Source organism: uncultured Roseovarius sp. (assembly GCF_913057115.1).
In the GTDB taxonomy this organism is placed as follows: domain Bacteria; phylum Pseudomonadota; class Alphaproteobacteria; order Rhodobacterales; family Rhodobacteraceae; genus Roseovarius.
In genome coordinates this window covers 59,383-78,970 of the sequence record NZ_CAJXNN010000001.1, presented here as the reverse complement: position 1 = coordinate 78,970, position 19,588 = coordinate 59,383, and the positions used below count along the sequence as shown (strand labels likewise).

18 protein-coding genes are annotated in these 19,588 nt (G+C 59.7%); 5 read left to right on the top strand and 13 right to left on the bottom strand.

The window, feature by feature from the left end:
• Window positions 1-2: 2 nt before the first annotated feature.
• Window positions 3-959, bottom strand: coding sequence for a zinc ABC transporter substrate-binding protein (locus QZ498_RS00395; protein WP_294619075.1), 957 nt, complete (start codon window positions 957-959; stop codon window positions 3-5).
• Between the two features lie 204 nt (window positions 960-1,163).
• On the opposite strand from QZ498_RS00395, the gene deoC reads away from it, so the two are divergent.
• Window positions 1,164-2,111: a deoxyribose-phosphate aldolase gene (gene deoC, locus QZ498_RS00390; protein WP_294619073.1), complete on the top strand. Its 948-nt coding sequence runs from the start codon at window positions 1,164-1,166 to the stop codon at window positions 2,109-2,111.
• A 60-nt stretch (window positions 2,112-2,171) separates the two neighbouring features.
• Complete coding sequence (gene pncB / locus QZ498_RS00385; RefSeq protein WP_294619071.1) at window positions 2,172-3,464, top strand: nicotinate phosphoribosyltransferase; 1,293 nt, start codon at window positions 2,172-2,174, stop codon at window positions 3,462-3,464.
• Between the two features lie 145 nt (window positions 3,465-3,609).
• Here the strand turns inward: pncB and QZ498_RS00380 are convergent, their stop codons facing one another.
• From QZ498_RS00380 to QZ498_RS00350, 7 genes are all read right to left on the bottom strand, one after another.
• Window positions 3,610-4,323, bottom strand: a complete 714-nt coding sequence (locus QZ498_RS00380) for a DUF3800 domain-containing protein (RefSeq protein WP_294619069.1) — start codon at window positions 4,321-4,323, stop codon at window positions 3,610-3,612.
• Window positions 4,324-4,464: 141 nt separating this feature from the next.
• Window positions 4,465-4,755, bottom strand: coding sequence for a type II toxin-antitoxin system RelE/ParE family toxin (locus QZ498_RS00375; RefSeq protein WP_294619067.1), 291 nt, complete (start codon window positions 4,753-4,755; stop codon window positions 4,465-4,467).
• A complete protein-coding gene (locus QZ498_RS00370) occupies window positions 4,752-4,997 on the bottom strand; it encodes a type II toxin-antitoxin system ParD family antitoxin (protein ID WP_294619065.1) in 246 nt (81 codons plus the stop codon). Before QZ498_RS00370 ends, QZ498_RS00375 begins: the two co-directional genes overlap by 4 nt.
• A gap of 55 nt (window positions 4,998-5,052) precedes the next feature.
• A complete protein-coding gene (gene arfB, locus QZ498_RS00365; RefSeq protein ID WP_294619063.1) occupies window positions 5,053-5,472 on the bottom strand; it encodes an alternative ribosome rescue aminoacyl-tRNA hydrolase ArfB in 420 nt (139 codons plus the stop codon).
• Window positions 5,473-5,840: 368 nt separating this feature from the next.
• The gene (gene mepA, locus QZ498_RS00360) at window positions 5,841-6,767 is read right to left on the bottom strand and encodes a penicillin-insensitive murein endopeptidase (RefSeq protein ID WP_294619061.1); all 927 of its coding nucleotides are present in this window, start codon (window positions 6,765-6,767) and stop codon (window positions 5,841-5,843) included.
• On the bottom strand, window positions 6,746-8,131 hold the full coding sequence (locus QZ498_RS00355) for an MFS transporter (protein WP_294619059.1): 1,386 nt from the start codon (window positions 8,129-8,131) through the stop codon (window positions 6,746-6,748). The genes mepA and QZ498_RS00355 overlap by 22 nt, the downstream gene beginning before the upstream one ends.
• A 57-nt stretch (window positions 8,132-8,188) precedes the next feature.
• Window positions 8,189-8,725: an acyl-CoA thioesterase gene (locus QZ498_RS00350; protein ID WP_294619057.1), complete on the bottom strand. Its 537-nt coding sequence runs from the start codon at window positions 8,723-8,725 to the stop codon at window positions 8,189-8,191.
• A 131-nt stretch (window positions 8,726-8,856) separates the two neighbouring features.
• Here QZ498_RS00350 and QZ498_RS00345 point away from each other — a divergent pair, with 131 nt between their 5' ends.
• From QZ498_RS00345 to yaaA, 3 genes are all read left to right on the top strand, one after another.
• Window positions 8,857-9,144, top strand: coding sequence for a YggT family protein (locus tag QZ498_RS00345; protein WP_294619055.1), 288 nt, complete (start codon window positions 8,857-8,859; stop codon window positions 9,142-9,144).
• Window positions 9,145-9,222: 78 nt separating this feature from the next.
• Window positions 9,223-11,262 carry a DNA helicase RecQ gene (gene recQ, locus QZ498_RS00340; RefSeq protein WP_294619053.1) on the top strand — a complete coding sequence of 680 codons (2,040 nt, stop codon included), beginning with the start codon at window positions 9,223-9,225 and terminating at the stop codon, window positions 11,260-11,262.
• Between the two features lie 33 nt (window positions 11,263-11,295).
• On the top strand, window positions 11,296-12,057 hold the full coding sequence (gene yaaA / locus QZ498_RS00335) for a peroxide stress protein YaaA (RefSeq protein WP_294619051.1): 762 nt from the start codon (window positions 11,296-11,298) through the stop codon (window positions 12,055-12,057).
• On the opposite strand, the gene QZ498_RS00330 is transcribed toward yaaA, so the two are convergent.
• From QZ498_RS00330 to QZ498_RS00310, 5 genes are all read right to left on the bottom strand, one after another.
• The gene (locus tag QZ498_RS00330) at window positions 12,058-14,247 is read right to left on the bottom strand and encodes a response regulator (protein ID WP_294619049.1); all 2,190 of its coding nucleotides are present in this window, start codon (window positions 14,245-14,247) and stop codon (window positions 12,058-12,060) included. It abuts the gene before it with no gap.
• Window positions 14,248-14,399: 152 nt separating this feature from the next.
• Window positions 14,400-15,575, bottom strand: coding sequence for an acetyl-CoA C-acyltransferase family protein (locus tag QZ498_RS00325; RefSeq protein ID WP_294619048.1), 1,176 nt, complete (start codon window positions 15,573-15,575; stop codon window positions 14,400-14,402).
• Window positions 15,576-15,681: 106 nt separating this feature from the next.
• Window positions 15,682-16,413: a metallophosphoesterase family protein gene (locus QZ498_RS00320; RefSeq protein ID WP_294619047.1), complete on the bottom strand. Its 732-nt coding sequence runs from the start codon at window positions 16,411-16,413 to the stop codon at window positions 15,682-15,684.
• 105 nt (window positions 16,414-16,518) lie between these two features.
• Window positions 16,519-18,114 (bottom strand): phosphoglycerate dehydrogenase, encoded by a 1,596-nt coding sequence (serA, locus tag QZ498_RS00315; protein WP_294619045.1) that lies wholly within the window; start codon window positions 18,112-18,114, stop codon window positions 16,519-16,521.
• A gap of 85 nt (window positions 18,115-18,199) precedes the next feature.
• Window positions 18,200-19,354: a phosphoserine transaminase gene (locus tag QZ498_RS00310; protein WP_294619043.1), complete on the bottom strand. Its 1,155-nt coding sequence runs from the start codon at window positions 19,352-19,354 to the stop codon at window positions 18,200-18,202.
• Window positions 19,355-19,588: the final 234 nt, after the last annotated feature.

Genomic DNA, 19,588 nt, shown 5'->3' with positions numbered 1-19,588 from the left:
ACTTACATCCCCGCCTTGAGCTTGCCATCCATGCCGCGCTCGGGCACCTGCCCGCCAAGGGCGGCGGCGATCACCGTGGCGTTATGGTCGATCATCCCCAGATAAGTGCCTTCATAGGTGCCCGGTTCCCCCATCGCGTCCGAGAACAGCTCGCCCCCGATGCGCACCTCGTGCCCCTTGGCGGCGGCCCCTTCGACAAGCGCGCGAATGTTGCGATCCGACACCGAGGTTTCAACGAAAACCGCGCCGATGTCGCGCTCCACCAGCATATCAACCAGCGTCCGAATACGGTTCAACCCCGCCTCGGATTCCGTGGAAATCCCCTGGATGCCCAAAACCTCATAGCCATAGGCGCGCCCGAAATAGCCAAAGGCGTCATGCGCGGTCAGCAGCACGCGCGCGGGCTCCGGCACGGTTTGCAAAACACCCCGCGCATAGTCACCCAGCCGTGTGATCTCTGCGATATAGGTTTCGGCATTGGCGGCGAAGACCTCGGCGCTGTCCGGCGCAACATCGCTCAGCGCATCGCGCACCGCGCGCACCACAGGCACCCAAAGCTCCGGCACCATCCAGACATGCGGGTCAAACTTGCCGCTGTAATCTTCATGCCCGATCAACTCGGCCTGCGGCACCGCCTCGCCCACGGCCACCACGTTGCGGCGGCGGCCCAGCTTGAGAAGGAATTCCTCCATCTGTGCTTCCAGATAAAGCCCATGCCAAAGTACCAGATCGGCGCGCGTCATGGCCACGATATCACTGCGCGTCTGGCGGTAGGAATGCGGGTCAACCCCCGGGCCCATCAGGGCCTTTACCTCAACCGCGCTGCCACCAACGCGCCGCGCGGCATCGGCGATCATCCCGGTTGATGCAACAACCGTCAGGCGTTCCTGTGCGAAGGAGGGGCGGGCGACAAGGCTCGCGGCGGCAAAGGCCAGAAGGTCACGACGGGTCAAAGACATGGAATCATTCTCTCGCGTTTTCTGCACTGCGGAGAATATGAGAGTGACTCGCAACTAAGTCAAATGAATTGCGAATGATTTGCAAAAACAACTTCTAACGCCACTCCAGGCGTGGCGCTTCCGTGCAATTGCCGGGCCGAGCTTGGGTTGCCAAGCCCGGGGGGGCGTGCAACAGCTTGGGCAATTGTCCATCAGGGATTTGCAATGCGCTGCTTCACCGATATCGCCCCGCCGCCGCTTGCCACCGATTATCCGCCCCGCAATCCGGGCCAGGCGCTTGATCTGGGCTGGCTGGACAGCGTGCAGGTGGATGACGCGGCGATGGAGGCCGAGACCGCCGAGATCGACGCAAGCTGCAACAACGCGGGCACCCATCACGCCGCATGGCTCCTCCGTGCGATCCAATGCATGGACCTCACCACGCTTTCGGGCGATGACACCCCCGAACGGGTCGAGGCCCTGTGCCAGACCGCCCGCGCACCCTTGCCCGCCGAACTGGCTGAAAAGCATGGGGCAGGGGGCCTCACCGTCGGCGCGGTCTGTGTCTATCACGCCATGATCCCCACCGCCCTTGCCGCGCTTGACGGCACCGGCATCCCCGTCGCCGCGGTATCCGCCGGGTTCCCGGCGGGCCTATCCTCGCCCCGCGCCCGGGTGGCCGAAGTCGAAGACAGCACCGCCGCCGGGGCCACGGAAATCGACATCGTCATCCCCCGCTACCTCGCCCTCTCCGGCGATTGGCCCGCGCTTTACGAGGATATCCGCGCCCTGCGCAGGGCCTGCGGTGATGCACACCTCAAATGCATCCTTTCCGTGGGCGAACTGGGCGACCTTACCACCGTCGCCCGCACCTCCCTCACCGCCATGATGGCCGGGGCGGATGTGGTCAAAACCTCAACGGGGAAGGAGGCCACCAACGCCACGCTCCCCGCCGCCCTGACCATGCTCGACACGATCGAGGCCTACCATCAGGCAACCGGCCACCAAATCGGCTTCAAACCCGCCGGCGGCATTTCCACCGCCCGCGCGGCCTTGCCCTACATGGCCGCCACCCACGCCCGCCTCGGCCCCGACTGGCTCCAGCCCACGCTCTTCCGCTTCGGGGCCTCCTCGCTTCTCAAGGACATCCGCGCCACCCTCGCCGCGTCCTGACCTTGCCACCCCCCGCCCGCTTTGCTTTAACCGGGCGGAATTGTTCCCCGGAGGCCCGCCATGGTCGATATCGCCACCCGCGTCTACAACCACCGCTGGAAGATGGACCCCATCGTGCGGTCCCTCATCGACACGGATTTCTACAAGCTGCTGATGTGCCAATCGGTCTTCCGCAACAAGCCCGACACCGATGTGACCTTCTCGCTCATCAACCGCAGCACCTCCATCCGCCTCGCCGATATCATCGACGAAGGCGAGCTGCGCGAACAGCTTGACCATATCCGCTCCCTCTCCCTCTCACGGGGCGAGAGCACATGGCTCCGCGGCAACATGTTCTACGGCAAACGCCAGATGTTCACCCCCGCCTTCATGGAGTGGTTCGAGAACCTGCAACTCCCTCCCTACCACCTCGAAAAACGCGACGGGCAATACGAACTCACATTTGAGGGCAAATGGCCCGAGGTCATGCTCTGGGAAATCCCCGCCCTCGCCGTGCTGATGGAACTGCGCTCCCGCGCGGTCCTGCACGACATGAAGAAGTTCGAACTGCAAGTCCTCTACGCCCGCGCCATGACCAAGCTCTGGGGCAAGATCGAACGCCTGCGCGGCCTCCCCGGCCTGCGCATCGCCGATTTCGGCACCCGCCGCCGCCACTCCTTCATGTGGCAGGATTGGTGCGTGCAAGCCATGGGCGAAGGGCTGGGCGCGGGCTTCGTCGGCACCTCCAACTGCCTCATCGCCAAGAACCGCGATCTTGAGGCGATCGGCACCAACGCCCACGAGTTGCCCATGGTCTACGCCGCCCTGGCCGAGGATGACGAGGCCCTGCGCCAAGCCCCCTACAAGGTCCTCGCCGACTGGCATGAGGAGCACGAGGGCAACCTGCGCATCATCCTGCCCGACACCTACGGCACCCAGGGCTTCCTCGATCACGCCCCCGATTGGCTGGCCGGCTGGACAGGCATCCGCATCGACTCCGGCGATCCGGCGACGGGGGCCGAGACCGCCATCCGCTGGTGGCAAGACCGCGGCGAAGACCCGCGCGAGAAACTGATCATCTTCTCCGACGGGTTGGACGAAGAGAAAATCATCGACCTGCACAAACGCTTCTACGGCCGCGTGAAATTCAGCTTCGGCTGGGGCACACTCCTGACCAACGATTTCCGAGGGCTCACCGAAGGCGACGCCCTCGCCCCCTTCTCCCTGGTCTGCAAAGCCGTGGCGGCCAACGGGCGGCCCACGGTGAAATTGTCGGATAATCCCAGGAAGGCCATGGGGCCGGAGGACGAGATCACCCGGTATAAACGGGTGTTTGGGGTGGGTGAGCAGGAGGAGATGGAGGTGGTTGTTTAGGCGAAAATTTACCTAGACAGGCAAATTTGATCTATTAAGTGGGTTGAAGTTTTCTAGACTTCGTATAGTTAGTGGTGCCGAAGACCGGCAGATCCATTGACACCCGTCTTGGCAGCCTTCGGGCGCCGGTCATCACCTTCTCCTATCATCGAAGTGACGGATAATCCTTGTATTTCTTGGGGAATCTTTTTGCAGAATACTTGCGGATTATTTCGACAAGGGCTTTTCGCGAATTTGTTTCGTTCTTCTGGCACATGAATTGGCGACAGTACAAATCTACATCTGCAAGCTGGATAAGACGACTGTGATGAGATTTAGCAAAATGCACTGTGTCAACGAGTTGCTTGATTTCTCGACCATAACTGAACTTTGTCCCATCATCGCGAAATTTGGATAAATTTGCGACCGAAGGGCCGATGTTGGGCTCGTCATAATCACCAATCAACATGCCGTACGATCGTTTGCGTTTTAAGAATTCGTCAGTTTTTTCGATGAAATACATAAAAGCTAGTTCTTCGCCCTCGGCTTTGGTTGAGATGAAATGTACTTTTTCCAGTTCAACGCGAGCGTAAATTGAGCTAACCTCGTCTAAGGCTGTGAAAGATACCAATCTTTCAAAAACTGCTAGCCTTTCCTCGAATGGCATGCCCTTAAAATTATTCTTGCCGTGAAAAATGTCCTTGGCGTGGAATTCAGTCTCCAGATTCAGAACAGACTGACCAAAGATTTCTTTCGCCAGCTGATTTAGCTCCGCCTCAATTGTACCAATTTCATCGACATGGACAGCTATACCACCAAACCAATGCGCAGGTTGAACGCCTCTTTCAAACTTAACCTCATCATAATAGATCAAAAACATCAATTAACCTCAGTTTTCGCACAACCTATGGTGACTATACTTGGCGCGCAACACCATTGAGGGATGTGGGCCTTACATGGAAAATAGTGTAGGTTTTGATGACTTAATGTGTACCTCTTTACTAAAAAGTTGTTACCAACCTCAAACCCACCGCCCTGCATCCATCCGCTGATGCAGCACCCGGATCACCTCAACGGCATCCATATCTTCTCGGAAATATACAACATGCCGCCCGCAGGTCACCCTACGGCATCCGGGCAAAACATCCTCGGCGCTGCGGGAGACTGTGGTGCCATCCGCTAACCCCGTAATCGCGGCGCGGATTGCATCCAAGTATCTGTTGGCCTGTTGTGGGCCCCATGTCTCCGCAGAATATATCCATATCCCGCGCAGGTCTTCCCGGGCCTCATGCGAAAGGCGCAAGTGCATCATGCGCGGTGTTTACTGTTCATATCAGCCAAGAACTCATCGAAATCGAAATCTTCGATGAAACCGCTGTCGATTCCCTTTTGCAATTCCTCTCTCAGGCGTTGCAGTTTTTCTTCTTCCGCTTCCAACATCCGCAATCCCGCGCGTACCACGTCACTGGCCGAGTTATAGCGGCCAGATTCCACGGCCTTCGTTATGAAATCGTTAAAGTGATCGCTCAGGACGACCGAGGTGTTGCGCGGCATGGGCTGTCTCCTTTGCCCACAATGTACCAATTCTTGGTACTCGCTTCAATCGCCCTCACTCCTCCCCATCCACTTTCCCCCTAAGCGCCTTCACCTCCCCGCGCACCTTCTTCGCCTTCAACCGGCGTTTCTTTGACCCCAAGGTGGGGCGTGTCGGGATGCGGCGTTTGGGTTTTTCGCAGGCTTTGCGGATCAACTCGGCCAGACGGTCCCGCGCGATCTCGCGGTTGCGGGCCTGACTGCGGGTTTCCTCCACCTGGATCACCACTGCGCCGTCCTTGGTCCACCGTCGCCCCGCCACACGGCGCAGGCCTCGTTTCACCGCATCGGGCAGGTTGGGGGACCGCTCCGCCTCGAACCGTAGTTCCACCGCCGTCGACACCTTGTTGACGTTCTGCCCGCCGGGGCCCGAGGCGCGGATGAACTGTTCGGTCAGTTCCCAGTCTTCGATGGTGATCTGGTCGTTAACTTTCATGGGCTCTTTTTGCGGCGTTTCGTACGACTCGTACGATGCCCTCTGGCTGGGTGCGGATTTTCGTACGAAACTCGGGGGGTCAGCGTACGACTCGTACGAAATTCAAAGGGCCGTTTCGGTGAACGAAACGGCCCTCTAAAGGTTAACGGAGGCGGGGCGGTTAGGCCATGCCAATCCGGGTGGTCATACGCCCGAGGGCTGCCTCAGACGGTGCCTCCCCTGACTGTTCCGACACCTCTCTCCAATCCCTTTATAGACACTGGACCACCTCCTTTCAGTTGTTGAACTTATCCACAGCCTGCCACAGATTTCGTAGTTGTCAAAACAAAATACAGTGGAAGGCGCAATTTTTTTCTCCAGATATGGGTTCACTCTGATTGCAGGACCGCAACGCATTGGCCCGGCAGGTCCGCCATGGTCAGCTCGCGGCGCGGCTTCGGCTTGGGCGCATTGGGGTCGGGCGGCGGCGGGTTGAGGATGTTTTTCACCCACTGCTGCGCATCGGCACAGCCATCCCCGGCAGGCGGCGGGCTCTGATTCACGCAACCCCTTGCATTATCAGGACATTTCAGCCGCACATGGAAATGATAATGGTGCCCCCACCATGGTCTGATCTTTCTCAGCCACGCGCGATCGCCCTTCTCGTCATTGCACATCTGCACCTTGGCCCCCGGAAACACGAAAATGCGCGCCGTGCGCGAATCCTTGGCGGCGGCCTTGATGATTTCGTGATGCGCCCGCGTCCATTTATCGTTTGTATACGCACCCTTAGCCCGCCTCATCGAGATCGACGAGATGCCCTCACGCTCGGACCTGCTCAGGTTCAACCGATCCGCAGGCCGCATCCAGATGTCGATATCCATCCCAATCTGATGGCTGCGATGCCCCGAAAGCATCGGCCCCCCGCGCGGCTGGCTGATGTCCCCGATATAAAGCCCGTTCCAACCCGGTTGCGTGGCCGCGAAGCGCGAGAGTTTCTGAATGAAATCAATGGTTTCCGGATGGCCCCAGTTCCGGTTCCGGCTCAGGCGCATGGCCTGCCACGTCGGCCCGGTTTCGGCCAATTGCACGCCCCCGGCCATGCAGCCCTTGGCATAGCCGCCAAACGGTGCCGCGCTTTGGCGGGAAGAATTTTTATGGCTTCCAAACAATTGCTTGGCATGCACCCCGCGCATGGATGCCGGAATATTCTGCGTTGAAACGACTTCTTGCGCGGTACTGTTAACCTCTGGCGCCGAGCTGCCACAGGCCGACAAACCCAAGGTTAATGCGATTACTGTGAGGGTACGGCCCATGTCTCACGATCTCCTTCTGCCTTGACCCAGCGTAGCAGCAGCAAGCCAATCAGGAAAAGAATAATCAATGGCGACACCCCAATTCGCGCGCTGCCGCTCATCGTCGTGGCAACCCCGATCAGTGCCGGCGCGATAAAGGCCGTGGCACGCCCCGACAGGCCGTAGAGGCCAAAACTTTCGGTCGGGGCCTTGGGGTCGGTATGGCGCACCATGAGGGATCGGCTGGCCGCTTGCAGCGTGCCACCGAAACCTCCGATAAGCACCCCGCAGCCAAAGAAAATTGCATCCGGCAGGGCAGACCCATCTGGCAGGGCAATGCCCCAAATCTGCTCACGGTCCATACCCACGACCGTTACGCAAACCAGCATCAAACCCCATATGGCCACAAGGACTACAGGCTTGGGCCCAAAGCGCTTGTCCGCTTTGCCCCCCAGCCAGCTGAAGAGCGCGGCGGAGATACCGCCGACAATGCCGAAGATACCAATCGACACAATGCTCCACCCAAGAACCAGGTTCGCGTAGAACCCACCGAAGGTATAAAGCCCATTGAGAGCGTCACGATAGAACATCGACGACACAAGGTAGGAGGTCAGGCTGACCCGCCGCTTCAAGGCTTTCACGGATCGGCCCAAAAGGCGTAGGGCATCGCCCACACCGCGCCCCTGGGCGGGCGGGCCAATGTCGCGCACCCAAAGGAAGTAGGGTACCATGAAGACAGCGTACCATAGGCCCACGAATGGCCCGACAAAGCGGGTGCCCTCATTTTGCGCTGCATCCAGACCAAGGGCCGGGTCCAGCCCGATCAGGGTTTTGCCACTGGGCTGTTCGGTGAAAAACAGAAGCATGATCGCAAGAGCCACCAGACCGCCGATATAGCCAATGGCAAAACCCGAGCCGGAAAGCTGCCCCACTTCATCGGTTTGTCCAAGCGATGGCAGTTGCGAGTTGATAAATATCAACGCGTATTCAGCCCCGATGAACCCGATCCCGAACATCACAAGGCCCCACATCAGGTTGGAGCCATCGGGCAGCATGAACCATATCCCCGACGCCCCGATCACATAGAGCGCCGAGAAACCCACGATCCAGGGCAGGCGCTTGCCGGCCGTATCCGCAAGCGCACCAAAAAACGGCGCACCAAAACCGATGATCAATCCGGTAATGGTCAACCCCAAGGACCACAGGCTTTGAGCACTCGCCTTGGCGGCCTCCGTATCCTGACCGAGCGACAGGTAATGCTCTTTCGCCACAAGGGCGAAAAAAGGGCCGAAAACAAAGGTGACCAGCAGGGTGTGATAAGGCTGACTGGCCCAATCGAAGGCATACCAGCCCCAGATGCGTTTTTTTGCAGAAATCTCGGACATGCTCACCCGCCCCTTGGTCTTGGGCCGATAAGACAGGCTATCCCCGGCAGAGGCAAGTCATTCCTGCATCGGGGGCCAAGGGCGCTTGGCCTCGGCGGCGGTCCAAGCGCTGACCCATTCCGGCGCATCGGGGCGTGTCACGTTTTGCCCTACTTCGGCCATCACCTCCTCAGGCGGAACAATCCCCGATTTGCCCGTCACCGCCGTGCGCAGCAGGATGTGATTGGCGCATTCGCCCGATGTCTTCCACATGGATTGTTCGATATAGACGAACTTGTCGTCCCACCACACGGCGCGCGACCGCATTTCGATCGTTTCAAACATACGGATGCGGCGGCGATAGCGCACCGAGACCCCGGCCACCGTCAGCCCCCATTTGCGGCGCTTGAGCGCGGCAATCAGGCCAACCCGATGGGCCAGCGGAATACGCCCCATATCAAACAGCGTGAGGGTGCGCCCATTGTTGAGTTCCATCCAAAGATCAATGTCCCAAGGCAGGCACATATGCCGCGACACATGTGTATCGGTCACGCCAAGCAGCGTGTCCTTGCGATGCTTGAACATCTGCCAAATCAGACGAACGACAGGGTACATGGGTGGCCCTCCTTTGGGCGGGGTTGTCGGGGCTGCATGCCCGAAGGTCAACCACAACCCCGCGTCAGGCTTGCGCTTTGCAGAGCCTGCGCTTAGGTCTTGGGCTGTTTGAACACCAGAGGACGATGCCAATGCAGTCGCTTTTCCAGATCCTGATGCTTTTGCTTGATGTGCTGTGGTTCTTCATCATCGCGCATGTGATCATGAGTTGGCTGATCAATTTTCAGGTGCTCAACCTGCATCAACAGTTCGTTGCGCAAATCTGGTATGGCTTGAACCGAATTCTTGAGCCGATCTATGCCCCCATACGGCGCATCCTGCCGCCCATGTCCGGTATAGACCTTGCCCCTCTGGTGGCCTTGATCGCGGTTTACGCGGTGCGCATCATTCTGATGAACAATGCGGCTGCCTTTTACTGACCGGGGCCTTGTTTACCGAATCTTAGTGTGAAAAAGTCACCCGTAAGAGCAGACAAATAAAATCTTACGGGCTTTCTCATGCAGAGCGCTGCCACGCTATTGCGCGACGTTTTCGGCTACGAATCCTTCCGCCCCGGGCAGGAAGAGATCGTGCACACCATCCACCAAGGCTGTAACACGCTGGCGATCATGCCGACGGGCGGCGGAAAATCTCTTTGCTTCCAGCTTCCCGCCTTGATGCGCGATGGGGTGACCGTGGTCATTTCACCCTTGATTGCCTTGATGCGGGATCAGGTGCGCGCCTTGCGCGAAGCCGGCGTCGAGGCTGGCGCCCTGACATCGGGCAATACCGATGAAGAGACCCAGGCGGTCTGGTCCTCGCTTGAAGGCGGGCGATTGAAGCTGCTCTATATCGCGCCAGAACGTCTGGCAGCAGGATCCGCCATCGGAATGTTGCGCCGCATCGGCGTTTCGCTCATTGCCGTGGACGAGGCCCATTGCGTCAGCCAATGGGGCCATGATTTCCGGCCCGATTACCTGCGCATCGGGGAGTTGCGGCGCGCGCTGAATGTGCCCTTGGCAGCCTTCACCGCCACGGCGGATGCCGAGACTCGTGACGAGATCGTCGAGAAACTTTTTGATGGAGTCGCGCCTCCAACGTTTCTTGAAGGGTTTGACCGCCCCAATATTCACCTTGCCTTTGCCCCCAAGGACAGCCCCCGTCGGCAAATTCTCGAATTTTTGGCGGCGCGCAAAGGGCAGTCGGGGATCGTTTATTGCGGCACCCGTGCCAAGACCGAAAGCCTTGCCGCCGCCCTGCGTGAGGCAGGGCATAACGCCTGCCACTACCACGGCGGGATGGAGGCCGATGACCGCCGCCATGTCGAAGGGCGGTTTAGCACCGAGGACGGGTTGATCGTGGTGGCCACCGTGGCCTTTGGCATGGGTGTGGACAAGCCCGATATCCGCTGGGTGGCGCATGCCGATTTGCCCAAGTCGATCGAGGCCTATTATCAGGAAATCGGCCGCGCGGGGCGGGATGGCGCGCCGGCCGAAACCCTCACGCTTTTCGGCCCAGACGACATCCGCCTTCGCCGTAGCCAGATTGACGAAGGCCTCGCCCCACCCGAACGGCGTATGGCAGATCACGGGCGATTGAACGCTTTGCTGGGTCTGGCCGAGGCGCTTGAATGTCGCCGCGCCACCCTTTTGCGGTATTTCGGGGAGGAGGCTGCGCCCTGCGGCAATTGTGACCTCTGCGATACCCCGCCGGAAACCTTCGACGGCACCCAAGCCGTGCGCAAGGCCCTCTCGGCGATCCTACGGACCGAGGAGCGGTTTGGCGCGGGGCATCTCATCGATATCCTCATCGGTAACGCCACCGAGAAGGTGCAGGCGCGCGGGCACGATCAATTGCCTACCTTCGGCGTGGGCCGTGAGTTGGAGCGGCGCAACTGGCAAGGGGTATTCCGGCAGATGATGGGGCATGACCTTGTGCGCCCCGATCCCGAAAGGCATGGCGCCCTGCGGATGACCGACAAGGCCCTGCCGATCCTGCGCGATCAGGAGGCGATCACCCTGCGCCGTGACACACTTGTTCCCAAAACCCGCCGCCCCGCCGCCAAGGCGCTTGTCTCGGATGAAGACGCGCCGCTGCTTTCCGCGCTCAAGGCCAAACGCCGCGCCTTGGCCGAGGCCGCCAAGGTGCCGGCCTATGTGGTCTTCAATGACCGCACGCTGATCGAAATGGCCGAGAAACGCCCCAATAGCCTTGATGACATGGCCCGCATTGGCGGTGTAGGGGCCAAGAAACTTGAGAAATACGGCGATGATTTTCTGTCGGTCATCAATGGCGAGGCCGAGGCCATGCACCCCACCCGCCGCAAGCTGGCGGGCCGAGCGGCCGGCTCACTCTACGATCAACTGCTTGAGGTGCAGGCCGATCTGGCACGCGGCGAAGGTGGGATCGACAAACCGCTCAGCTGTTCTGCGTCGCTTCTGGCCAAGGTGGCCAGTAGCCGCCCCGGCGATCTGGACAGCCTGACGCGTATCCTTGGCGAACGCCGCGCCGAACGCTTTGGCCCGGCGTTTCTGGACGTTTTGCAAGCGGCGGACTAAATCACCCGCAACGCTGAATTTGGGGATATCGGAATGCTTGTTGTTGTCTCACCTGCCAAGAAAATGAACATGGACCCGATCGAGGGGATTGAGGCCACTCGCCCCGCCTTTCAGGCTGAGGCCAATGATCTGGCCCAAGTGGCGCAGGGCCTATCGGTGGACGACCTGCAAAAGCTGATGAAGATCAGTGAAAATCTGGCCAAGCTGAACCGCGAACGGTTCAACGAATTTGGCGAGATGGAGGAAAAACCCGCCGCACTTGCCTTTGCCGGGGACACCTACCAAGGGCTTGAAGCGGCCTCGCTTGATGCTGATGAAATGGCTTGGGCGCAGGAGCATTTTCGTATTCTGTCAGGACTTTACGGCGTCTTGCGCCCGCTGGACGCGATCCAGCCCTACCGCCTTGAAATGGGCAGCCGCCTCAAAACCGAAAAGGGTAAAACGCTCTATGACTTTTGGGGCGACAAGATTGCAAAGGCACTCAAGGCGCAGGCCGAAGAGCTCAACACCGACACCCTCGTCAATTGCGCCAGTCAGGAATATTTCGGGGCCGTGGACCTCGAGGCGTTAGGCCTGCGGGTGATCACGCCGGTGTTCATGGAAGAAAAACCCGGCGGCCCCAAGATCGTCAGCTTCTATGCCAAGAAGGCCCGCGGGGCGATGGCGCGCTATATCATTCAGCACCGTCTGACCGATGCGCAGGCCCTGACCGAGTTCGACACTGGCGGTTATCAGTACCGTCCGGACATGTCCGAGGCCGACAAACCCGTTTTCGTCCGCGCCGCAGACGACTGATCAAGCCACGGGGTCGCGCGTGCCTTCGGGCTGCGCACCGGAAATGTGCTCAACCAGATCGGCCTTGCGCAGCGGTTTGGTCAGATAATGATCCAGCCCTGCGGCCAGTATCTCGTCATCGTCGCCATTCATGGCATGGGCTGTCATGGCAATGATCGGCACATGGCTTTCACCCCCTGCTTCCATTGTCCGGATGGCTTGCGTTGCTTGCTTACCATCCATGCCCGGCATGGAGATATCCATGAAGATCACATCCGGAGTGAAACTCTGGAATAGCTGCACGGCCTCTTCGCCGTTCTCAGCGAACTTCAGCTCAATATCGAGCGCTTGCACCATCTTGGAAAAGACCAGCCTGTTGGTCTTGTTGTCCTCTGCGGCCAAAACCCTTACGGCGCGCGCAGCCTCAGGCGCCGGGGTTTCGTCTTGGGGCGGGGTGCAAGGCCTTTCCGAGGGGCTGTTCAATTTGGGCGCGTTCACTTTGATCTCATGCAACGCATTGAGAAGTTCCTGTCGCGCGACCGGCTTTTGCAGAACGGCCGAAAGATGCCGTCGCGCCGGATCGTTCGCCGCGATGCCGGCATTCGGGGTAAGCACGATGACCGGGGTTTCATGTCCCCTGGATCGCAGGGTTTCGGTCAGTTCCATACCGTCCATATCGGCCATGTGGTGATCGGTCAGGATAAGGTCAGTTGTTTCTGTCACCGTTTCGAGGGCGTCCTTGGCAGTGGCGCAGCTTGTCACCATCAAGCCAAGCGCCGAAAGCTGCTTTTCCAGAATTCCACGGCACAAGTCATGCGGCTCAACAATCATGCAATTCCGCAGCCCTTCCGGGGCCACCGGATCAGATACATCAACACCTGCCGCCAAGGGCAGCGTGACCGTAAAGCCAAAACAGCTTCCCGCGCCCTCTTGCGATTCAACCCAGATATTTCCGCCCATCAGGTGAATGAGCTTTTTGGAGATGGCAAGGCCTAGCCCTGTGCCTTCGAATTTGCGGTTGCGTTCATCATCAACCTGATTGAATTCCCCAAAGACATGTTCGATCTTATCGGCTGGAATGCCGATGCCTGTATCTTCAACCGTGATATGCAGACGGCATGTCCCATCTTCTGTGACCCCGGTTACCCGCACAATCACATGGCCTTTTTCAGTGAACTTCACGGCGTTGCCGATCAGGTTGGTCAGTACCTGCCGCAAACGCCCCGGATCACCAATCAGCTCGGTGGGCAGGAACATGTCGTAATCCACCAGAAGGTCCAAGCCTTTGTCGCGGGCATTGGCCTGCAACAGCAAACCAAGCTCGTGAATGGACCGTTCCAGATCGAAGGTATCGGCATGAAGCGTCAGCTTGTCGGCCTCGATTTTTGAGTAATCCAACACGTCGTTGATGATGACCAATAGCGCTTCGCCCGAGTTGCGGATGGTATCGGCGTAGAGCAGCTGTTCCTCACTCAACGCGGTTTCTTTGAGCAAGTCGGCCATGCCCACCACGCCATTCATTGGTGTGCGGATTTCATGGCTCATATTGGCGAGGAAGGTGGATTTTGCTCGGTTTGCAGCCTCGGCGGTGCGACGCGCCTCTTGAAGGCGCTGCTCGTACCGGATGGTGTCGGTGATGTTGAGCGCAAGGTTCACCACATCGCCACCGTGCCCGCGCTGATCAATGAGCTTGATGTATTCGCCGCTCCAAAGGCGGATGACACGCGGCTCGGGGTTGGGGCTTTGCCATCTATCCAGCATCTCTTCGCGCCAAGCTGCCGGGGTCATGTCGCCGATATCGATGATTCCTTCCTCGGTCGCGAACTGGAGGATTTCGACATAGGAAATCCCGGGTTGAACCGCCTCCAACCCGTCGAACACCGATAGCCATGCATGGTTCGCGGCGATCATGCGGCTGTCGGCATCGAAAAAGGCGAACCCGTCTTGAATGGCCTCGATCGAATGCCAAAGACGGCGCTCTGCCACTTCGACCTTTTGATTGGCAACTGTCAGGTCGGATTTCACCCGACGATTCTCATCGCGGACGTTTTCCACCTCGGCCCGGGTTTCCACGATCTCGTCCGAAAGCTGGCGCGCATGATGCCCGAGTTTACGGTTGGCGGCATGCAATTCCGCCTGTTTTTGCTCCAGCAGTCGCTCGGCAGCAAGACGCGCGCGCCTCTCCTGGGATAGTTTGTTGGCAAGGCTCATGCCCTGTCCTCCGCCGTGCCTTACTTGGTCATCGGGAAGGACAATCCGCCATTATGGTGAATAACCATTTAAACGGAATGCGGTTGTCGGGGTCTTGGGCGTCGTGCGGCCCCGGGAGCCGGAGCCGCAAGTCATCTATTGGTACGGATGCGCTACATCCGCTCGAGGGCCAATGCGATGCCCTGACCGCCACCGATGCACATGGTTACAAGCGCCCGCTTGCCGCCCGTGCGCTCAAGTTCATAAAGCGCTTTGAGGGTGATTATCGCACCAGTGGCCCCAACAGGATGGCCAAGGGCGATGGCCCCGCCATTGGGATTGACGCGCGCCGGATCAAGGCCGAGTTCCTTGTTCACGGCAAGGGCTTGTGCGGCGAAGGCCTCGTTGCTTTCGATCACATCGAAATCGCTTGCCGATAGCCCGGTTTTGGCCAGCAGGTTTTGCACGGCAGGCACCGGACCGATGCCCATCACCTCGGGGCGCACACCGGCGTGCGCATAGCCCAGAATTCGGGCCTTGGGCTTGAGGCCTGCGGCCTCGGCCGCCTCGGCACGGGCCAGCACCATGGCCGCTGCGCCATCGTTGATTCCGCTTGCGTTTCCGGCGGTTACGCTGCCGTCCTTCTGGAAGGCGGGGCGCAACCCGGCAAGGGTTTCGACCGTGGTGGGCTTGGGGTGCTCATCCGTGTCGAAAGGCACCATATCGCGTTTGACACGCACCTCGATCGGCGCGATCTGGTCCGTGAAGTGGCCTGCCTCTATCGCTTTGGCCGCACGGGCTTGGCTTTCGGCGGCAAAGGCGTCCTGGGCTTCTCGTGAAATCTCGTGCTCTGTTGCCACGTTTTCGGCAGTCACCCCCATGTGGCCGGTGCCAAAGGGGCAGTTCAAAGCACCCAGCATCATATCGAGCGTTTTGACATCGCCCATCTTCGCCCCCCAGCGTTGATCGGGGATGATGAAGGGCGAGCGGGACATCGACTCGGCGCCACCCGCCACGGCGTAATCCGCATCCCCCAGCATCAGGGATTGTGTTGCCGAAACAATTGCCTGCGCGCCGGACCCGCAGAGGCGATTGACGTTCATGGCAGGCACCATATCGGGGATGCCCGCATCCATCGCTGAAACCCGCGACAGGTACATGTCGCGCGGTTCGGTGTTGATGACATGGCCAAAGACCACGTGGCCGACTTGCGCCGGTTCGACCCCGGACCGCTCCATGGCGGCCTTTGCGACATGGGCGCCCAATTGACTTGGTGGGGTCCCGGCGAGGCTACCGCCGAAAGTGCCAATTGCGGTGCGCGCACCGTCCAGAATCACGATATCGGTCATGGGTCATTCCCTGTTGCTGAGCTTCGAGCCAAGCCTATCCGCAGGGCGCGTGGGAAGGCAAACGGAACGCACCGTCAGTCACAGAAATCCGGCGTGTCTCCCCGGGTCAACCGACAGGATCGAGTGGTTGCCGTCCGGCGGCGGTAAGCATCCAGAATTTGCCATCTTCGATAACAGCAGGATGGAGTGGGCGGCCCCAACCGGTTCCGCCGTCAAGGTTGACCCGATTGCCATGGTGGCAGGGGGCGTCGATCGCGGTGTGACCATGAACGACGATCGCCCCATGATCGCGCGGGTCCGAAAGAAAGGGCTCGCGTATCCACATCAGATCTTCTTCGGACTGCTTTTCCGGTGGCAGACCCGGGCGCAGGCCGGCATGAACGAAAATCAAGCCCGGCTCGCGGTGGTACAATGGGCATGCGGCCAGGAAGTCGCGATGCGCAGGCGGAACCTTGGCACGGGTTTCCTTCAATATCGCGGTGTCGGTCTTGCCCTCGATCTCGATCCCGTAACTGGCCAAGGTCGCATCGCCGCCAAGCCGCTCGGCCCACCACGGCAGGTCCGGGTGGCCTTTGCTGGTATAGGCCTCACCCGCATCGAAAAAGCGCGGAAGATAGGTGTCGTGATTGCCCCGCAGGCAAATCCAATCGCGCCCGCTCGCTTGACCTTCGATCAAGGTGTCAATCACCCCGCGGCTATCGGGGCCTCGGTCAATGTAGTCGCCCAGAAAAACAACGCGCGCCTCGCGACCGGCGTCGGACTCGATCAGGGCAAGGGCATGGTCAAGCAGGGCCTTTTGGCCGTGGATGTCGCCAATGGCGTAAATTGGTTGGGTCATGGGGGAGTGATCGCAGGTCGCGGGGTGATTGGAAAGGGGCAAGCCCAAAAAGCAAAACGCCGCCCCAAAGCGGAGCGGCGTTTCGGTCTTCTCGCGGGGTTCGGCCTAGGCCACGTCGAATTCCAGGGCGCGGACCTGTTGGAACTTGCCGGTCGCTTCAAGGTTCTTGATCGCCTCGGGCGAAACCTTGTGATCAATGTAAAGCAGGGCAATGGCCTCACCCCCCGCCGCCGAGCGGCCAAGGGTAAAGTTGGCGATGTTGACGCCGTTCTCGCCCATGGTCTGACCCAAGGTGCCGATGATGCCCGGCTCATCGTTGTTGGTGGTGTAAAGCATATGCGCGCCGATCTCGGCGTCGATGTTGATGCCCTTGATCTGGATGAAACGCGGCTTGCCATCCGAGAACACTGTCCCGCCGATGGAGCGTTCACGCTTATCGGTGACCACGGTCAGTTTGATATAGCCCTCGAACGCACCCGACTTGTCCTGCTTGGTGGTCGAGATCTTGACGCCGCGTTCCTTGGCCACCACCGGAGCGGAAACCATGTTCACCTCGGGGTTCACCGATTTCATGATACCCGCGACAGCCGAGCATGTCAGCGCCTCAAGGTTCATTTCCGAGACCACACCATCGTAAAGGATGTTGATCGCCTTGATCGGCTCATCGGTCATCTGGCCGATGAAGTTGCCCAAGTGATCCGACAGTTTGATCCACGGGCCCATGACCTTGGCTTCTTCAGCGGTCACCGACGGCATGTTGAGCGCGTTGGTCACGGCGCCGGTCAGCAGATAGTCCGACATTTGCTCAGCCACTTGCAGCGCCACGTTTTCCTGCGCCTCGGTGGTGGCGGCCCCAAGGTGCGGGGTGCAGACCACGTTGGGCAGGTTGAACAGCGGGTTTTCCTTGGCGGGTTCCTCGGCGAAAACGTCAAAACCCGCGCCCGCAACATGGCCGGATTTCAGCAGGTCGGCCAAAGCCTCTTCATCCACAAGGCCACCACGGGCACAGTTGATGATGCGCACGCCCTTCTTGGTCTTCTCAAGGTTTTCCTTGGACAGGATGTTGCGCGTCTGATCGGTCAGCGGCACGTGCAGGGTGATGAAATCGGCGCGAGCCAGAAGCTCATCCAGTTCCACCTTTTCCACGCCCATCTTGTCGGCCTTTTCCTGACCCAGGAAGGGGTCATAGGCCACGACCTTCATCTTCAGGCCACGGGCCCGGTCACAAACGATGCCACCAATGTTGCCCGCGCCGATGACGCCAAGGGTCTTGCCGGTCAGTTCGGTGCCCATGAACTTGGATTTTTCCCATTTGCCCGCATGGGTCGAGGCCGAGGCCTCGGGGATTTGACGGGCCACGGCGAACATCATCGCAATGGCATGTTCGGCGGTGGTGATCATGTTGCCGAAGGGCGTGTTCATCACGATCACACCCTTTTTCGACGCGGCCTCTTTATCGACGTTGTCGGTGCCGATCCCGGCACGGCCCACGACCTTGAGATTGGTGGCCGCGTCAAGGATCGTCGGGGTGACCTTGGTGGCCGAGCGAATGGCAAGGCCATCGTATTGGCCGATCACCTCGGCCAGTTTTTCCTTGTCCTTGCCGAGGTCGGGCATGAAATCAACGTCGATGCCTCGGTCGCGGAAGATTTGAACGGCGGTTTCCGAGAGCTTGTCGGAGACGAGTACTTTGGGAGCCATGTTTCTGGTCCTTATGAGAAAATGTTGGGGCGTGGCCCGGACTTTTGAAAAAAGTCCGGACCGATTTCTTTTCAAGAAATCGGGATCAGGCGGCTTCGCTCAGCGCGTCGATCTCGGCCTCAAAGGCCCATTTGATCCAGGGCATGAGGGTCGCGACGTCGGCTGCTTCGACTGTGCCGCCACACCAGATGCGCAGGCCCGCCGGCGCATCGCGATAAGCGCCGATGTCATAAGCCACGCCTTCGGTATCCAGCCGCTTGACGATAGCCTTGGCGAAAGCCGCGCCGTCGGTGATGCGCTCATCGGTGAACTTCAGGCAGACCGAGGTGTTCGAGCGGATTGCCGGATCATCGACCAAGAAGGCCAGCCAATCGTTTTCGGCAACGAAGCTTTGCACCGCGGCAAGGTTGGCATAGGCGCGTTCGCGCAACCCTTCGAGGCCCCCGACCGAGCGCGCCCAGTCAAGCGCCAGCAGGTAATCCTCCACGGCCAGCATCGAAGGTGTGTTGATGGTCGCGCCTTCGAAAATACCGTCGATCAGCTTGCCGCCTTTGGTCAGGCGAAAGATCTTGGGCAGGGGCCAGGCGGGGGTGTAGCTTTCCAGGCGCTCCACGGCGCGGGGGCTGAGGATGATCATGCCATGCGCAGCCTCACCGCCCAGAACCTTCTGCCAAGAGAAGGTGGTGACATCCAGTTTGTCCCACGGCAGGCGCTGGGCAAAGGCCGCTGAGGTGGCATCACAGATGGTCAGGCCTTGGCGGTCGGCTTTGATCCAATCGCCGTTCGGGACACGCGCGCCCGAGGTGGTGCCGTTCCAGGTGAAGACCACGTCATTGTCGGTATCGACCGTGGAAAGGTCCACGATCTCGCCATAGGGGGCTTCTTTGACCTCGGCATCCAGCTTGAGCTGTTTCACCGCGTCGGTAACCCAACCCGCGCCAAAGCTTTCCCAGGCCAGCATTTCGACCTTACGTTCGCCCAAGAGGTTCCACATCGCCATTTCCACGGCGCCGGTGTCCGAGGCGGGGACGATGCCGATTTTATAGTCGGCGGGGATGCCCAGCACCTCGCGGGTGCCTTCGATGGCGGCCTTCAGCTTGGCCTTGCCCACGGCGGCACGGTGACTGCGGCCCAAGGGCGCGTCACTTAGTTTATCCAGCGAAAATGCGGGGGGTTTGGCACAGGGGCCAGAGGAAAAACGCGGATTGGCCGGCCGCGTTGCCGGTTGTTCAATAGCCATTTCTGCTACCCTTCCAGATAAGCGCCCCTCGTTGGGGAGGGGTGTCCCACCGAATGGGATACGGCCCGTCCGGCAATTTCGCAAGTGCAGAAATGACATTCAGCGGCGTTTCGGTGGCAAAATACGACGCATGGTGGCTACGATCGGAAACTTGCGGGACAGATGTGGCCCGGCGTGGGCCCTGTTTGCGCGCCGCCCACTGGAACCCTTGGCTGACCTGCGCTATGCCGCAGG

Bases quoted from the DNA above. Each gene is read 5' to 3' on its own strand.
- QZ498_RS00395 (WP_294619075.1), bottom strand. From the start codon at position 959: ATGTCTTTGACCCGTCGTGACCTTCTGGCCTTTGCCGCCGCGAGCCTT.
- deoC (WP_294619073.1), top strand. From the start codon at position 1,164: ATGCGCTGCTTCACCGATATCGCCCCGCCGCCGCTTGCCACCGATTAT.
- pncB (WP_294619071.1), top strand. From the start codon at position 2,172: ATGGTCGATATCGCCACCCGCGTCTACAACCACCGCTGGAAGATGGAC.
- QZ498_RS00380 (WP_294619069.1), bottom strand. From the start codon at position 4,323: ATGTTTTTGATCTATTATGATGAGGTTAAGTTTGAAAGAGGCGTTCAA.
- QZ498_RS00375 (WP_294619067.1), bottom strand. From the start codon at position 4,755: ATGATGCACTTGCGCCTTTCGCATGAGGCCCGGGAAGACCTGCGCGGG.
- QZ498_RS00370 (WP_294619065.1), bottom strand. From the start codon at position 4,997: ATGCCGCGCAACACCTCGGTCGTCCTGAGCGATCACTTTAACGATTTC.
- arfB (WP_294619063.1), bottom strand. From the start codon at position 5,472: ATGAAAGTTAACGACCAGATCACCATCGAAGACTGGGAACTGACCGAA.
- mepA (WP_294619061.1), bottom strand. From the start codon at position 6,767: ATGGGCCGTACCCTCACAGTAATCGCATTAACCTTGGGTTTGTCGGCC.
- QZ498_RS00355 (WP_294619059.1), bottom strand. From the start codon at position 8,131: ATGTCCGAGATTTCTGCAAAAAAACGCATCTGGGGCTGGTATGCCTTC.
- QZ498_RS00350 (WP_294619057.1), bottom strand. From the start codon at position 8,725: ATGTACCCTGTCGTTCGTCTGATTTGGCAGATGTTCAAGCATCGCAAG.
- QZ498_RS00345 (WP_294619055.1), top strand. From the start codon at position 8,857: ATGCAGTCGCTTTTCCAGATCCTGATGCTTTTGCTTGATGTGCTGTGG.
- recQ (WP_294619053.1), top strand. From the start codon at position 9,223: ATGCAGAGCGCTGCCACGCTATTGCGCGACGTTTTCGGCTACGAATCC.
- yaaA (WP_294619051.1), top strand. From the start codon at position 11,296: ATGCTTGTTGTTGTCTCACCTGCCAAGAAAATGAACATGGACCCGATC.
- QZ498_RS00330 (WP_294619049.1), bottom strand. From the start codon at position 14,247: ATGAGCCTTGCCAACAAACTATCCCAGGAGAGGCGCGCGCGTCTTGCT.
- QZ498_RS00325 (WP_294619048.1), bottom strand. From the start codon at position 15,575: ATGACCGATATCGTGATTCTGGACGGTGCGCGCACCGCAATTGGCACT.
- QZ498_RS00320 (WP_294619047.1), bottom strand. From the start codon at position 16,413: ATGACCCAACCAATTTACGCCATTGGCGACATCCACGGCCAAAAGGCC.
- serA (WP_294619045.1), bottom strand. From the start codon at position 18,114: ATGGCTCCCAAAGTACTCGTCTCCGACAAGCTCTCGGAAACCGCCGTT.
- QZ498_RS00310 (WP_294619043.1), bottom strand. From the start codon at position 19,354: ATGGCTATTGAACAACCGGCAACGCGGCCGGCCAATCCGCGTTTTTCC.